Genomic DNA, 15,102 nt, shown 5'->3' on the forward strand with positions numbered 1-15,102 from the left:
TTATCCGATTATCTTTTGCTTCGCAATGCGGCATGGGCGCACTCAGCGTTCCAGCCCCCTCTGCCGCCCTAACTGCCACGACACCGACCCGCCCTGCACGATGCCCATAACCTCGCGGCCGAGTTGGCGGTCGATGATCGGCCGCCACGGGACAAGGGTGAACTCATGGGATTTCTCGACCACGGCGAACTTGCCGCTCGATAGATGCACGGTTCCGGTAAACTTGCCGCTGACGCTCTCGCCGTCCGTGGCGGCGCGGAACGGCAGGCCCTTACTCAAAGCCATATCCGATCCGACGCCGGCTACCTCGCGCTCCCGCAGGATGGCGAGAAGGTTGCGCCGGTAGAAGACGCGGCTGTCCCGGCTGCGGGTGGCGTCGCCCTGTTCGATATGGTGCTCGCGGCGCTGGTCCATGGCTTCGCGGACTTGTTGCCCGAAGCCGGTTGGCGCAAGGTCGGCCGTCTCGCCGTGGATCAGCCGCCGGTCCAGCCAGGTCGCGCCGTCCGATCCGATCTGTTTGTTCAGATCGACCGGGGAAAGGACGCGAACGCTGGCCTGACTGTCTCGGCCGGCGTCATGGGCGGCGGCACGGCTGACCAGATCATCGGGGATGCGCCATTGGTCGGCGTCGATCCGCTCGACGATACCGGCCCGGCGTAGCGCCTCCAGCCGGCGCACATGGGCATCGACATAGCCCTCATAGTCGCCGCCTGGAACGCGGCACGTATAGGAAGAATAAACGCCCTTTTCACCCAAGTCCAACAGCTTTGGACCGCAGTTGACTCTTTCGACACCCCTGCGATGCAACCCAATCCGGCTGACGGGGAGCCAGCAACGCTGAAAATTTACCCTCCTCTTTCCCACTAGCGGCTCCTTTTCCGACAACCAGCACGGCGGATCCCTGCCGCGGCGCTGTGAACGCAGCATTTTGATTGGTATCGTTGGCCTTCAGGCTCGTCAGTCAAACAGACCCAGGAGCAGCTCAGCCGGTGGCGCCCGGCTTTCGGGTAACGCCCTGGTCCCGCTGGTTTCGGCTTTGTGCTTCAGGTGATCAAGGATCTGCTTGATCACTATAGGGTCTTCAATGCAGGCGATGACTTTCATGGCGCCGCCGCAGCCGCTGCAGGTCTCGATGTCGATATTGAAAACACGCTTGAGCCGTTGCGCCCATGTCATCGACGCTCGCCGTTGTGCTGGTGTTGCCGGTTCATCAGCCACCCTGACCTTGTTGCCCCTGCCCCGTTTTGCCGGCGTGACCAACGCCCGGTGCCGACTGTTGGGTGCGAACACCCCGTGGAAGCGGGTTAGGTTGACTCTGGGCTTCGGTACCAGGGCGGCCAGCCTTGCAATGAAATCCAATGGTTCGAAAATGACGTGCGTGGTGCCGTCCCGGTACGGCGTCTTGAGCTGGTAGCGCACGTTGCCGCCTCGTGTTAACGACAGCCGCTTCTCGGATACCGCCGGGCGGCTGATGTACCGGCACAGCCGTTCGAGCTTCTTGCGTTCATCGGCCCTGGCCGCCACGCCGGCGTGCAGGCTGGACCCGGCTACCTTGCCAATCCCGTCACCGAACGGATCACCACTGGTCGGCAGAGTTTGCAAAGTGAACACCTTTCGCCCCGCCTGTGAACCGACAGCGATACGGTAAGTGATCGAGTGCCCCAGCAGGGGTGTCATCGGGTCGTCATCCACCGCATCCGAGGCCAGATAGCTGTTTTCGACATCCCGTTCCAGCAGGCCTTGCCGTTCCAGATAGCGACCCACCCGGTGGGCGATGGTGTGCGTCAGCTGGGTGAGCTCTGGGCTGGTCGGCGCCTTGACCCAGCGGAAACGCGCTGAGCCGTGGGATTGCTCGACATACACACCGTCGAGAAACAGCATGTGGAAGTGAACATTCAGATTGAGCGCCGATCCAAAACGCTGGATCAGGGTGACCGCGCCCGTCTTGGCCACTTGGTGGGTATGGCCCGCTTTCTTGACCAGGTGCGTGGCAATGACGCGGTAAACGATGCCCAGCACCCACCCCATGATCTCGGGCCGGCTGGCAAACAGGAAACGCAGCTGAAACGGGAAGCTCAACACCCACTGACGCATGGGTTGTTCAGGCAGTACTTCATCAACCAGCAAGGCGGCACTTTCGGCCATCCGCCGCGCCCCACAGCTCGGGCAGAAACCGCGACGCTTACAGCTGAAAGCGACCAGGTGCTCGGCGTGGCAAGACTCGCAGCGAACCCGTAGAAAGCCATGCTCCAGCCGCCCGCATTGGAGAAATTCTTCAAATTCCCGTTGCACATAGCCCGGCAATTCCTTTCCCTGCTCTGCCATAAGCGCAGCGAATGCCGGGTAATACTCGTCAACGATCTGATAGAGAAGGGTTTGCTCGGGTCGGTGGCTCTGGTAACGACCAGTATCCCGATCCCGGCTGGCCGTCCTGGCCGCCACATGAGGCATGTTCCGCGTCCTTGCAATACTGTGTTTACATACAGTCTATCGCTTAGCGGAAAGTTCTTTTACCCTCAGCCGAAATGCCTGCCGTTGCTAGACATTGCCAGCCAGTGCCCGTCACTCCGCGGTCTTCACTGCGTGATCGAGTTGATCGACACCCGCCGTGACACGCTCCATGAAGTGCCTGCCTGCGTCTGTTAGCCGAACGCCCCGCGCATGGCGCTCAAATAGCAGGACACCAAGGTTATCCTCCAGCGCTTTCACACGCGCGCTGACGCTCGACTGGCTGATACCAAGTGCCTTGGCCGCATGCCGAAAATTCAGATGCTCGGCGACGGCGATGAACTGAACAAGGGAAATGAGCGGTATCCTGCCAGACAGGATACCGACATTCACGAGGTTTCGATGGTTAGTGCGCCGCATCGGAGCGGGCCTGCTACCAGTCGTCGGTTAGACGACTGGCGACTTCTCGGTGGCAGCCCCACGGAGCCGAAGGAGCACCAGCCCAACGAAACCAGTACCGCCATCGCCGTGGCGTAACAGATCACGGGCCACGCTGTGTCACCGTTTAAAAGTGCCACCGCCAATGTCCCGACAATGCTGACTATCAGGCTTTGAACGCAGAAGTAGAACGCGACCGCTGATCCCGCGATGTCGTCGAACTCTGCCAAAGCGCCGTTCGCGGTAACGGACACCGTGAAGACAATACCGACCGCGACAACCCACATCGGTAGGATGAAGGTGAGGAATGACGGCGAGCCGTAAAGTTCGCCGATCCCCAACAGGACCGCTCCGCAAACAAGCAACGCCATCCCACGCGCCACGCATCCTGCGATGCCCCATCTGGCGACAAAGGACTTCGCGAAACGGGTTGTCACGATCATTACAAGCGCGACAGTGGCGAAGGCAAAGCTGAATCCGATCTCGGAATATTCCGCTTGGCCTATGAGCACACGGGGAGCCGTCGAGAAGAAGACGAAGAAGGTGCCCATACCGGCGCTAAAGCCGACAGTGTAAACCCAAAAAGCCGGACTCGCGAAGATCGGCAAGACAGATCGGCGCGTCTTGACTTGATCCAGAGGGCGGGTTTCGTGCCACCTGAAACCCGCATTTAGGAGTGCGAGCATCGCCAGTATAGCCAAAGTAATGAATATCGCCTGCCATCCCAAGAACTCGCCGATCAATGCTCCGGCGATAGGGCCGAGCGCAGGCACGAACGCCAGCATCGAACTGAAAAGGCCGTAGATGACGACACCCTCAGGACGGTTGGCATAAACGTCGCGAACCGTCGCGAACGTCGCCACCAGCATGGCCGACGCGCCCACTGCTTGAAGTAGACGGAAAGCGACAAAGGCCGGTGCAGTTGAAGACCAAGCTGCTCCCAGAGACGCAATGACGAAAGCCGTTGCGCCCGCAAGTAGAATTGGCCGTCGCCCGATTCTGTCTGAGAGCGGACCAAAAATCACCTGGCCCACGCCGAGCATCACCATATAGAGGCTCAACGTGAGTTGGATCATAGCGGGCGTCGTGTTCAGGATGCCGGGCATCGCTAGAACGACAGGGAGATAAATATCCATCGCCAGTGAAGCGAGGATGTCGAAAGGAGCCATCAGCAGCAGTGCTGCCGGCAGCGTATAGGCCCACGCGGGGCGTGTGGTGGTCATGACGAATCAACCCTCGATTAAGGAATACCGGGCGACGTCTGCTCGTCAGCAATCAGATGAGACTAGCCTTACAGAGCGCCGCAACAACAATACTGGTTGTTGCGGCTTACTTGTCTGCTGACTTGGAATTTCCCATCTGATTACTCCACGCTTACGAATATGAATTGCTACATTTTATCCGATTATCTTTTGCTTCGCAATGCGGCATGGGCGCACTCAGCGTTCCAGCCCCCTCTGCCGCCCTAACTGCCACGACACCGACCCGCCCTGCACGATGCCCATAACCTCGCGGCCGAGTTGGCGGTCGATGATCGGCCGCCACGGGACAAGGGTGAACTCATGGGATTTCTCGACCACGGCGAACTTGCCGCTCGATAGATGCACGGTTCCGGTAAACTTGCCGCTGACGCTCTCGCCGTCCGTGGCGGCGCGGAACGGCAGGCCCTTACTCAAAGCCATATCCGATCCGACGCCGGCTACCTCGCGCTCCCGCAGGATGGCGAGAAGGTTGCGCCGGTAGAAGACGCGGCTGTCCCGGCTGCGGGTGGCGTCGCCCTGTTCGATATGGTGCTCGCGGCGCTGGTCCATGGCTTCGCGGACTTGTTGCCCGAAGCCGGTTGGCGCAAGGTCGGCCGTCTCGCCGTGGATCAGCCGCCGGTCCAGCCAGGTCGCGCCGTCCGATCCGATCTGTTTGTTCAGATCGACCGGGGAAAGGACGCGAACGCTGGCCTGACTGTCTCGGCCGGCGTCATGGGCGGCGGCACGGCTGACCAGATCATCGGGGATGCGCCATTGGTCGGCGTCGATCCGCTCGACGATACCGGCCCGGCGTAGCGCCTCCAGCCGGCGCACATGGGCATCGACATAGCCCTCATAGTCGCCGCCTGGAACGCGGCACGTATAGGAAGAATAAACGCCCTTTTCACCCAAGTCCAACAGCTTTGGACCGCAGTTGACTCTTTCGACACCCCTGCGATGCAACCCAATCCGGCTGACGGGGAGCCAGCAACGCTGAAAATTTACCCTCCTCTTTCCCACTAGCGGCTCCTTTTCCGACAACCAGCACGGCGGATCCCTGCCGCGGCGCTGTGAACGCAGCATTTTGATTGGTATCGTTGGCCTTCAGGCTCGTCAGTCAAACAGACCCAGGAGCAGCTCAGCCGGTGGCGCCCGGCTTTCGGGTAACGCCCTGGTCCCGCTGGTTTCGGCTTTGTGCTTCAGGTGATCAAGGATCTGCTTGATCACTATAGGGTCTTCAATGCAGGCGATGACTTTCATGGCGCCGCCGCAGCCGCTGCAGGTCTCGATGTCGATATTGAAAACACGCTTGAGCCGTTGCGCCATGTCATCGACGCTCGCCGTTGTGCTGGTGTTGCCGGTTCATCAGCCACCCTGACCTTGTTGCCCCTGCCCCGTTTTGCCGGCGTGACCAACGCCCGGTGCCGACTGTTGGGTGCGAACACCCCGTGGAAGCGGGTTAGGTTGACTCTGGCTTCGGTACCAGGGCGGCCAGCCTTGCAATGAAATCCAATGGTTCGAAAATGACGTGCGTGGTGCCGTCCCGGTACGGCGTCTTGAGCTGGTAGCGCACGTTGCCGCCTCGTGTTAACGACAGCCGCTTCTCGGATACCGCCGGGCGGCTGATGTACCGGCACAGCCGTTCGAGCTTCTTGCGTTCATCGGCCCTGGCCGCCACGCCGGCGTGCAGGCTGGACCCGGCTACCTTGCCAATCCCGTCACCGAACGGATCACCACTGGTCGGCAGAGTTTGCAAAGTGAACACCTTTCGCCCCGCCTGTGAACCGACAGCGATACGGTAAGTGATCGAGTGCCCCAGCAGGGGTGTCATCGGGTCGTCATCCACCGCATCCGAGGCCAGATAGCTGTTTTCGACATCCCGTTCCAGCAGGCCTTGCCGTTCCAGATAGCGACCCACCCGGTGGGCGATGGTGTGCGTCAGCTGGGTGAGCTCTGGGCTGGTCGGCGCCTTGACCCAGCGGAAACGCGCTGAGCCGTGGGATTGCTCGACATACACACCGTCGAGAAACAGCATGTGGAAGTGAACATTCAGATTGAGCGCCGATCCAAAACGCTGGATCAGGGTGACCGCGCCCGTCTTGGCCACTTGGTGGGTATGGCCCGCTTTCTTGACCAGGTGCGTGGCAATGACGCGGTAAACGATGCCCAGCACCCACCCCATGATCTCGGGCCGGCTGGCAAACAGGAAACGCAGCTGAAACGGGAAGCTCAACACCCACTGACGCATGGGTTGTTCAGGCAGTACTTCATCAACCAGCAAGGCGGCACTTTCGGCCATCCGCCGCGCCCCACAGCTCGGGCAGAAACCGCGACGCTTACAGCTGAAAGCGACCAGGTGCTCGGCGTGGCAAGACTCGCAGCGAACCCGTAGAAAGCCATGCTCCAGCCGCCCGCATTGGAGAAATTCTTCAAATTCCCGTTGCACATAGCCCGGCAATTCCTTTCCCTGCTCTGCCATAAGCGCAGCGAATGCCGGGTAATACTCGTCAACGATCTGATAGAGAAGGGTTTGCTCGGGTCGGTGGCTCTGGTAACGACCAGTATCCCGATCCCGGCTGGCCGTCCTGGCCGCCACATGAGGCATGTTCCGCGTCCTTGCAATACTGTGTTTACATACAGTCTATCGCTTAGCGGAAAGTTCTTTTACCCTCAGCCGAAATGCCTGCCGTTGCTAGACCATTGCCAGCCAGTGCCCGTCACTCCCGCGGTCTTCACTGCGTGATCGAGTTGATCGACACCCGCCGTGACACGCTCCATGAAGTGCCTGCCTGCGTCTGTTAGCCGAACGCCCCGCGCATGGCGCTCAAATAGCAGGACACCAAGGTTATCCTCCAGCGCTTTCACACGCGCGCTGACGCTCGACTGGCTGATACCAAGTGCCTTGGCCGCATGCCGAAATTCAGATGCTCGGCGACGGCGATGAACTGAACAAGGGAAATGAGCGGTATCCTGCCAGACAGGATACCGACATTCACGAGGTTTCGATGGTTAGTGCGCCGCATCGGAGCGGGCCTGCTACCAGTCGTCGGTTAGACGACTGGCGACTTCTCGGTGGCAGCCCCACGGAGCCGAAGGAGCACCAGCCCCAACGAAACCAGTACCGCCATCGCCGTGGCGTAACAGTCACGGGCCACGCTGTGTCACCGTTTAAAAGTCCACCGCCAATGTCCCGACAATGCTGACTATCAGGCTTTGAACGCAGAAGTAGAACGCGACCGCTGATCCCGCGATGTCGTCGAACTCTGCCAAAGCGCCGTTCGCGGTAACGGACACCGTGAAGACAATACCGACCGCGACAACCCACATCGGTAGGATGAAGGTGAGGAATGACGGCGAGCCGTAAAGTTCGCCGATCCCCAACAGGACCGCTCCGCAAACAAGCAACGCCATCCCACGCGCCACGCATCCTGCGATGCCCCATCTGGCGACAAAGGACTTCGCGAAACGGGTTGTCACGATCATTACAAGCGCGACAGTGGCGAAGGCAAAGCTGAATCCGATCTCGGAATATTCCGCTTGGCCTATGAGCACACGGGGAGCCGTCGAGAAGAAGACGAAGAAGGTGCCCATACCGGCGCTAAAGCCGACAGTGTAAACCCAAAAGCCGGACTCGCGAAGATCGGCAAGACAGATCGGCGCGTCTTGACTTGATCCAGAGGGCGGGTTTCGTGCCACCTGAAACCCGCATTTAGGAGTGCGAGCATCGCCAGTATAGCCAAAGTAATGAATATCGCCTGCCATCCCAAGAACTCGCCGATCAATGCTCCGGCGATAGGGCCGAGCGCAGGCACGAACGCCAGCATCGAACTGAAAAGGCCGTAGATGACGACACCCTCAGGACGGTTGGCATAAACGTCGCGAACCGTCGCGAACGTCGCCACCAGCATGGCCGACGCGCCCACTGCTTGAAGTAGACGGAAAGCGACAAAGGCCGGTGCAGTTGAAGACCAAGCTGCTCCCAGAGACGCAATGACGAAAGCCGTTGCGCCCGCAAGTAGAATTGGCCGTCGCCCGATTCTGTCTGAGAGCGGACCAAAAATCACCTGGCCCACGCCGAGCATCACCATATAGAGGCTCAACGTGAGTTGGATCATAGCGGGCGTCGTGTTCAGGATGCCGGGCATCGCTAGAACGACAGGGAGATAAATATCCATCGCCAGTGAAGCGAGGATGTCGAAAGGAGCCATCAGCAGCAGTGCTGCCGGCAGCGTATAGGCCCACGCGGGGCGTGTGGTGGTCATGACGAATCAACCCTCGATTAAGGAATACCGGGCGACGTCTGCTCGTCAGCAATCAGATGAGACTAGCCTTACAGAGCGCCGCAACAACAATACTGGTTGTTGCGGCTTACTTGTCTGCTGACTTGGAATTTCCCATCTGATTACTCCACGCTTACGAATATGAATTGCTACATTTTATCCGATTATCTTTTGCTTCGCAATGCGGCATGGGCGCACTCAGCGTTCCAGCCCCCTCTGCCGCCCTAACTGCCACGACACCGACCCGCCCTGCACGATGCCCATAACCTCGCGGCCGAGTTGGCGGTCGATGATCGGCCGCCACGGGACAAGGGTGAACTCATGGGATTTCTCGACCACGGCGAACTTGCCGCTCGATAGATGCACGGTTCCGGTAAACTTGCCGCTGACGCTCTCGCCGTCCGTGGCGGCGCGGAACGGCAGGCCCTTACTCAAAGCCATATCCGATCCGACGCCGGCTACCTCGCGCTCCCGCAGGATGGCGAGAAGGTTGCGCCGGTAGAAGACGCGGCTGTCCCGGCTGCGGGTGGCGTCGCCCTGTTCGATATGGTGCTCGCGGCGCTGGTCCATGGCTTCGCGGACTTGTTGCCCGAAGCCGGTTGGCGCAAGGTCGGCCGTCTCGCCGTGGATCAGCCGCCGGTCCAGCCAGGTCGCGCCGTCCGATCCGATCTGTTTGTTCAGATCGACCGGGGAAAGGACGCGAACGCTGGCCTGACTGTCTCGGCCGGCGTCATGGGCGGCGGCACGGCTGACCAGATCATCGGGGATGCGCCATTGGTCGGCGTCGATCCGCTCGACGATACCGGCCCGGCGTAGCGCCTCCAGCCGGCGCACATGGGCATCGACATAGCCCTCATAGTCGCCGCCTGGAACGCGGCACGTATAGGAAGAATAAACGCCCTTTTCACCCAAGTCCAACAGCTTTGGACCGCAGTTGACTCTTTCGACACCCCTGCGATGCAACCCAATCCGGCTGACGGGGAGCCAGCAACGCTGAAAATTTACCCTCCTCTTTCCCACTAGCGGCTCCTTTTCCGACAACCAGCACGGCGGATCCCTGCCGCGGCGCTGTGAACGCAGCATTTTGATTGGTATCGTTGGCCTTCAGGCTCGTCAGTCAAACAGACCCAGGAGCAGCTCAGCCGGTGGCGCCCGGCTTTCGGGTAACGCCCTGGTCCCGCTGGTTTCGGCTTTGTGCTTCAGGTGATCAAGGATCTGCTTGATCACTATAGGGTCTTCAATGCAGGCGATGACTTTCATGGCGCCGCCGCAGCCGCTGCAGGTCTCGATGTCGATATTGAAAACACGCTTGAGCCGTTGCGCCCATGTCATCGACGCTCGCCGTTGTGCTGGTGTTGCCGGTTCATCAGCCACCCTGACCTTGTTGCCCCTGCCCCGTTTTGCCGGCGTGACCAACGCCCGGTGCCGACTGTTGGGTGCGAACACCCCGTGGAAGCGGGTTAGGTTGACTCTGGGCTTCGGTACCAGGGCGGCCAGCCTTGCAATGAAATCCAATGGTTCGAAAATGACGTGCGTGGTGCCGTCCCGGTACGGCGTCTTGAGCTGGTAGCGCACGTTGCCGCCTCGTGTTAACGACAGCCGCTTCTCGGATACCGCCGGGCGGCTGATGTACCGGCACAGCCGTTCGAGCTTCTTGCGTTCATCGGCCCTGGCCGCCACGCCGGCGTGCAGGCTGGACCCGGCTACCTTGCCAATCCCGTCACCGAACGGATCACCACTGGTCGGCAGAGTTTGCAAAGTGAACACCTTTCGCCCCGCCTGTGAACCGACAGCGATACGGTAAGTGATCGAGTGCCCCAGCAGGGGTGTCATCGGGTCGTCATCCACCGCATCCGAGGCCAGATAGCTGTTTTCGACATCCCGTTCCAGCAGGCCTTGCCGTTCCAGATAGCGACCCACCCGGTGGGCGATGGTGTGCGTCAGCTGGGTGAGCTCTGGGCTGGTCGGCGCCTTGACCCAGCGGAAACGCGCTGAGCCGTGGGATTGCTCGACATACACACCGTCGAGAAACAGCATGTGGAAGTGAACATTCAGATTGAGCGCCGATCCAAAACGCTGGATCAGGGTGACCGCGCCCGTCTTGGCCACTTGGTGGGTATGGCCCGCTTTCTTGACCAGGTGCGTGGCAATGACGCGGTAAACGATGCCCAGCACCCACCCCATGATCTCGGGCCGGCTGGCAAACAGGAAACGCAGCTGAAACGGGAAGCTCAACACCCACTGACGCATGGGTTGTTCAGGCAGTACTTCATCAACCAGCAAGGCGGCACTTTCGGCCATCCGCCGCGCCCCACAGCTCGGGCAGAAACCGCGACGCTTACAGCTGAAAGCGACCAGGTGCTCGGCGTGGCAAGACTCGCAGCGAACCCGTAGAAAGCCATGCTCCAGCCGCCCGCATTGGAGAAATTCTTCAAATTCCCGTTGCACATAGCCCGGCAATTCCTTTCCCTGCTCTGCCATAAGCGCAGCGAATGCCGGGTAATACTCGTCAACGATCTGATAGAGAAGGGTTTGCTCGGGTCGGTGGCTCTGGTAACGACCAGTATCCCGATCCCGGCTGGCCGTCCTGGCCGCCACATGAGGCATGTTCCGCGTCCTTGCAATACTGTGTTTACATACAGTCTATCGCTTAGCGGAAAGTTCTTTTACCCTCAGCCGAAATGCCTGCCGTTGCTAGACATTGCCAGCCAGTGCCCGTCACTCCCACTCGATTGTAAACAAGCACACAAAACCCTTTAGTGACAACAATTTGCAAGAACTATCAGGCTCAGTGCCATGAAAAATACCATGACCAGATCATGAGGTTGAACACGGCTTGCGCCGGCAGCGTTCACGCTCCTGGTCGGCGATCTCGCCCGGCTGCAATGCTAGCTCAGCATCGGTCATGCGCTCCAGCACGTCGCGTAGGCGGATGGTGCAAGGAATGGGCGGCAGCTCGAACTCATAGCCGCCGGCGATCATTTCGGCCGCAATCTCCTCGGTGATGAAAAACGGCTCGTCGTCTTGGTTCGGCTTCTTCATGCCCTTTCCTCCTGGCGCTCATCCTGGCCGACAGCGGCCAGGGCATCGGCTTCCGTCAATGCGTCCTCCACGAACGCGCCGTGCTGCTTCGCTTCGGCCTGGCTGACCTCGGCCCATATCCGTTTCACCTGGGCCGCACTGTACCCGGCCAGCTCGGCGGTCTTGTTGATGCTGTAGCCGGACTTGCGCAGCGCGACAACTTGGGCGCGGCGCTTCGGATCAGCACGGCGGCCCTTGTACCGCCCGGCCTGGCGGGCCAACTCAATGCCTTGGCGCTGGCGTTCGCGCCTGTCCTCGTAGTCGTCGCGGGCCATCTGCAAGGCCAGGCGAAAAAGCATGATCTGCACGGCTTCCAGCACGATCTTGGCGACGCCCTGGGCCTCGGCCGCCAGGTCGGATAGATCGACCACGCCAGGGACGGCCAGGCGTGCGCCTTTGGCCTGTATCGAGGCCACCAGGCGCTCGGCCTCGGGCAAAGGTAGGCGGCTGATGCGGTCGATCTTCTCGGCAATGACCACCTCGCCGGGCTGTAGGTCGCCGATCATGCGCAGCAGCTCAGGCCGGTCGGCGCGTGCGCCGGATGCCTTCTCACGGTAGATGCCGGCGACGTAGTAGCCGGCGGCCTTCGCGGCCGTAGTGATCGCCTCTTGGCGTTCCAAGTCCTGCGCGTCGGTGCTGACGCGCAGATAGACCCGCGCCACCATCGGCGCGGCTACTGGCTTCGTCCTGCGCATACTTGCGGGCTCCTTTGGGCATACTCAAATGCACCCATCTTAAACTGGCAGGCCAATTTATCACATATCGATCTAAATGCGCCTAGCTCATTTTTACAGCTTAAATGAGCTATTGAGCACACTCCATATTTCGACTATTATTGAAACATGGAAACGATAAATGCTGTAGCCGCCCTGGCGGCCATCGCTCAAGAATCGCGCCTCGCGGTGTTCCGGCTTCTCGTCCAGGCCGGCCCCGCCGGCATGGCCGCCGGAAAAATCAGCGAAGCGGCCGGCATCCCGCCGTCTTCGCTATCCTTCCACCTGAAAGAGCTGGCACACGCCGGCATGGTCACGTCGCGGCAAGAAGGCCGATTTGTGATCTACGAGGCGAACTTTTCGACGGCCACTAACCTGGTGGCCTTTCTCACGGAAAACTGCTGCGGCGGCCAGGTGTGCAACCTGTCTTGCACCACGGAAGCCGGGAAGGTGTTGGCATGAGACTTCGCCATCTTTCCGACCCCGATTCTTTGCCCGCTTTGGACAAATCCTTTGCCATCGAGCGCCCGGCGCTCGGGCTGGCACCCGACGCCCCGCCGGTGCGTATCCTGCTGCTGTATGGCTCGCTGCGCGCCCGCTCGTTCTCACGGCTGGCCGTCGAGGAAGCGGCCCGGCTGCTGCAATTCTTTGGCGCAGAAACACGCATCTTCGACCCGTCCGATTTGCCGTTGCCCGATCAAGTGCAAAGCGACGATCACCCGGCCGTCAAGGAGCTGCGCGCCCTGTCCGAGTGGTCAGAGGGACAAGTCTGGTGCAGCCCGGAACGCCACGGTCAGATTACCAGTGTCATGAAGGCGCAGATTGACCATCTGCCGCTTGAAATGGCCGGCATCCGGCCGACCCAAGGCCGCACCCTGGCCGTGATGCAGGTATCCGGCGGCTCGCAGAGCTTCAACGCCGTGAACACCTTGCGTCTGCTCGGCCGCTGGATGCGAATGTTCACCATTCCGAACCAGTCGAGTATCGCCAAAGCGTTCCAAGAGTTCGACGCGGCGGGCCGCATGAAGCCCTCGCCGTACTACGACCGAATAGCCGATGTGATGGAAGAACTGGTGCGCTTCACGGCGCTGGTACGGCCGCACCGTGAAGCACTGACAGACCGCTATTCCGAACGGAAAGCGGCCGGCCACGTCATCGACGAGGCCACCGATCTTTCATCCATCGCCATTGCTCCCCAGCCACTACCAGAAAGCGAAACATCATGACCGAAAGAATCTATAACGTCCTCATCCTCTGCACCGGCAATTCGGCGCGCAGCATCATGGCCGAAGCTCTCATCAACACGATGGGGCAAGGGCGCTTCCGCGCCTACAGCGCCGGCAGTCACCCAACCGGCAAGGTCAATCCCTTCGCCGTCGAAAAGGTGGAGTCGGTGAATTACCCGACCGAGAATCTGCGCAGCAAGAGCTGGGACGAGTACGCCACGCCCGACGCACCGAAGATGGACTTCATCATCACCGTCTGCGACAACGCCGCCGGCGAAATGTGTCCGGTGTGGCCTGGTCAGCCGATCTCGGCGCATTGGGGATTTGAAGACCCGGCCGCCGTCGAAGGCACTGACGCCGAGAAGCGCCGGGCCTTCGAACAAACCTTCCGGCACATGATGAACCGCGTCCGCCTGTTCGTGAATCTGCCTCTCAAAATGCTTGACCAGACGGCCATCAAGCGCGAGCTGGCGAACATCGGCAAGACCGAGCAGGAAGCATGAGCGCCGGCGCACAGGCCATCGCCGCGAAGCCGCGCCAGGCCCCGATGAGCGGCTTCGAGCGTTACCTGACGCTGTGGGTGGCCCTGTGCATCGTCGCCGGTGTTGCGCTCGGCCAGGGCCTTCCTGACGTGTTCCAGGCCATAGGCCGCATGGAAGTGGCCCAGGTCAATTTGCCGGTGGGCCTGCTGATTTGGGTAATGATCGTCCCGATGCTGGTCAAGATCGACTTCGGGGCGCTGCACCAGGTCAAAGAGCATTGGCGCGGCATCGGCGTCACGCTGTTCGTGAATTGGGCCGTCAAGCCATTCTCGATGGCCCTGCTGGGGTGGCTGTTCATCCGACAAGTGTTCGCTCCGTTCCTGCCGGCCGATCAACTGGACAGCTACATCGCGGGCTTGATCTTGCTGGCCGCCGCGCCCTGCACGGCAATGGTGTTCGTGTGGAGCCGCCTTACCAACGGCGACCCGCTTTTCACGCTCTCGCAAGTGGCTCTGAACGACGCCATCATGATCGTGGCCTTCGCGCCCATCGTCGGCCTGCTGCTGGGCATGTCCTCGATCTCGGTGCCTTGGGACACGCTGCTGATTTCGGTCGTGCTCTACATCATCGTGCCGGTGATCCTGGCGCAGCTCTTGCGGCGGCATCTGCTCAAGCAAGGACAGGCCGCCTTTGAACGGGCCATGCAGAAGATCGGGCCGTGGTCGATGGCCGCGCTGCTGCTGACGTTGGTTCTACTGTTCGCCTTCCAGGGCGAGGCCATCATCCGGCAGCCGTTAGTGATCGCCATGCTAGCCGTGCCGATCTTGATTCAAGTGTTCTTCAATTCCGGGTTAGCCTACTGGCTGAACAAGCGGGCGGGGGAAAAGCACTCTGTCGCCTGTCCTTCGGCCCTGATCGGTGCCAGCAACTTCTTCGAGCTGGCCGTGGCGGCCGCCATCAGCTTGTTCGGTCTGCACTCCGGCGCTGCATTGGCAACCGTGGTCGGCGTCCTGGTCGAAGTGCCGGTGATGCTGCTGGTCGTGCGCGTGGTGAATCGCTCGAAGAGCTGGTACGAACGAGGTTGAACATGAGTAGGAAAAAACTGAGGAAATGATTGCAGATTGCCGCGCCGGCCGCTTCCTGGCGCATTCGATCACTGACCTGGAACACCTAGTATCCATGCTTGCTGAGGT

The 15,102-nt window shown here is 60.6% G+C and carries 14 protein-coding genes and 3 pseudogenes; 4 read left to right on the top strand and 13 right to left on the bottom strand.

Annotation, left to right across the window (positions count from 1 at the left end):
• Positions 1–42 precede the first annotated feature (42 nt).
• The 13 genes and pseudogenes from E0Z06_RS15760 to E0Z06_RS12520 form a co-directional block, all read right to left on the bottom strand.
• The gene (locus E0Z06_RS15760; RefSeq protein WP_001447541.1) at positions 43–927 is read right to left on the bottom strand and encodes a DUF3363 domain-containing protein; all 885 of its coding nucleotides are present in this window, start codon (positions 925–927) and stop codon (positions 43–45) included.
• Positions 928–957: 30 nt separating this feature from the next.
• On the bottom strand, positions 958–2,451 hold the full coding sequence (locus E0Z06_RS12470; protein WP_001120888.1) for an IS91-like element ISVsa3 family transposase: 1,494 nt from the start codon (positions 2,449–2,451) through the stop codon (positions 958–960).
• Positions 2,452–2,562: 111 nt separating this feature from the next.
• Entirely contained in the window at positions 2,563–2,868 is a 306-nt protein-coding gene (locus E0Z06_RS12475) for a LysR family transcriptional regulator (protein WP_001255015.1), read from the bottom strand.
• A 27-nt stretch (positions 2,869–2,895) separates the two neighbouring features.
• A pseudogene (gene floR / locus E0Z06_RS12480) lies at positions 2,896–4,109 on the bottom strand (chloramphenicol/florfenicol efflux MFS transporter FloR).
• Positions 4,110–4,325: 216 nt separating this feature from the next.
• Positions 4,326–5,210, bottom strand: a complete 885-nt coding sequence (locus E0Z06_RS15765) for a DUF3363 domain-containing protein (RefSeq protein ID WP_001447541.1) — start codon at positions 5,208–5,210, stop codon at positions 4,326–4,328.
• A gap of 30 nt (positions 5,211–5,240) precedes the next feature.
• Positions 5,241–6,732 (bottom strand): annotated as a pseudogene (locus E0Z06_RS12490) (IS91-like element ISVsa3 family transposase).
• A 65-nt stretch (positions 6,733–6,797) separates the two neighbouring features.
• Positions 6,798–7,150, bottom strand: a pseudogene (locus E0Z06_RS12495) (LysR family transcriptional regulator).
• A 145-nt stretch (positions 7,151–7,295) separates the two neighbouring features.
• A complete protein-coding gene (locus tag E0Z06_RS15890) occupies positions 7,296–7,718 on the bottom strand; it encodes a hypothetical protein (RefSeq protein WP_347812429.1) in 423 nt (140 codons plus the stop codon).
• On the bottom strand, positions 7,670–8,389 hold the full coding sequence (locus tag E0Z06_RS15895) for a Bcr/CflA family efflux MFS transporter (protein WP_347812430.1): 720 nt from the start codon (positions 8,387–8,389) through the stop codon (positions 7,670–7,672). The genes E0Z06_RS15890 and E0Z06_RS15895 overlap by 49 nt, the downstream gene beginning before the upstream one ends.
• A gap of 216 nt (positions 8,390–8,605) precedes the next feature.
• Positions 8,606–9,490: a DUF3363 domain-containing protein gene (locus E0Z06_RS15770; RefSeq protein WP_001447541.1), complete on the bottom strand. Its 885-nt coding sequence runs from the start codon at positions 9,488–9,490 to the stop codon at positions 8,606–8,608.
• 30 nt (positions 9,491–9,520) lie between these two features.
• Complete coding sequence (locus E0Z06_RS12510; protein WP_001120888.1) at positions 9,521–11,014, bottom strand: IS91-like element ISVsa3 family transposase; 1,494 nt, start codon at positions 11,012–11,014, stop codon at positions 9,521–9,523.
• A gap of 210 nt (positions 11,015–11,224) precedes the next feature.
• Complete coding sequence (locus tag E0Z06_RS12515; protein WP_000743213.1) at positions 11,225–11,449, bottom strand: hypothetical protein; 225 nt, start codon at positions 11,447–11,449, stop codon at positions 11,225–11,227.
• Positions 11,446–12,183, bottom strand: coding sequence for a recombinase family protein (locus E0Z06_RS12520; RefSeq protein WP_001366550.1), 738 nt, complete (start codon positions 12,181–12,183; stop codon positions 11,446–11,448). Before E0Z06_RS12520 ends, E0Z06_RS12515 begins: the two co-directional genes overlap by 4 nt.
• Before the next feature lie 147 nt (positions 12,184–12,330).
• Between E0Z06_RS12520 and E0Z06_RS12525 the strand changes: the two genes are divergently transcribed.
• From E0Z06_RS12525 to arsB, 4 genes are read left to right on the top strand one after another with little or no spacing between them, the layout of a single operon-like run.
• Positions 12,331–12,663, top strand: coding sequence for a metalloregulator ArsR/SmtB family transcription factor (locus E0Z06_RS12525; protein WP_000447876.1), 333 nt, complete (start codon positions 12,331–12,333; stop codon positions 12,661–12,663).
• Positions 12,660–13,427: an arsenical resistance protein ArsH gene (gene arsH / locus E0Z06_RS12530; RefSeq protein ID WP_001239389.1), complete on the top strand. Its 768-nt coding sequence runs from the start codon at positions 12,660–12,662 to the stop codon at positions 13,425–13,427. The genes E0Z06_RS12525 and arsH overlap by 4 nt, the downstream gene beginning before the upstream one ends.
• Positions 13,424–13,930 (top strand): arsenate reductase ArsC, encoded by a 507-nt coding sequence (locus E0Z06_RS12535; RefSeq protein WP_000140066.1) that lies wholly within the window; start codon positions 13,424–13,426, stop codon positions 13,928–13,930. The genes arsH and E0Z06_RS12535 overlap by 4 nt, the downstream gene beginning before the upstream one ends.
• The gene (arsB, locus tag E0Z06_RS12540; RefSeq protein ID WP_001272375.1) at positions 13,927–14,994 is read left to right on the top strand and encodes an ACR3 family arsenite efflux transporter; all 1,068 of its coding nucleotides are present in this window, start codon (positions 13,927–13,929) and stop codon (positions 14,992–14,994) included. Before E0Z06_RS12535 ends, arsB begins: the two co-directional genes overlap by 4 nt.
• The last annotated feature ends 108 nt before the right edge of the window (positions 14,995–15,102 follow it).

The organism is Rheinheimera sp. D18, from assembly GCF_004345025.1.
In the GTDB taxonomy this organism is placed as follows: Bacteria; Pseudomonadota; Gammaproteobacteria; order Enterobacterales; family Alteromonadaceae; genus Alishewanella; species Alishewanella metallidurans.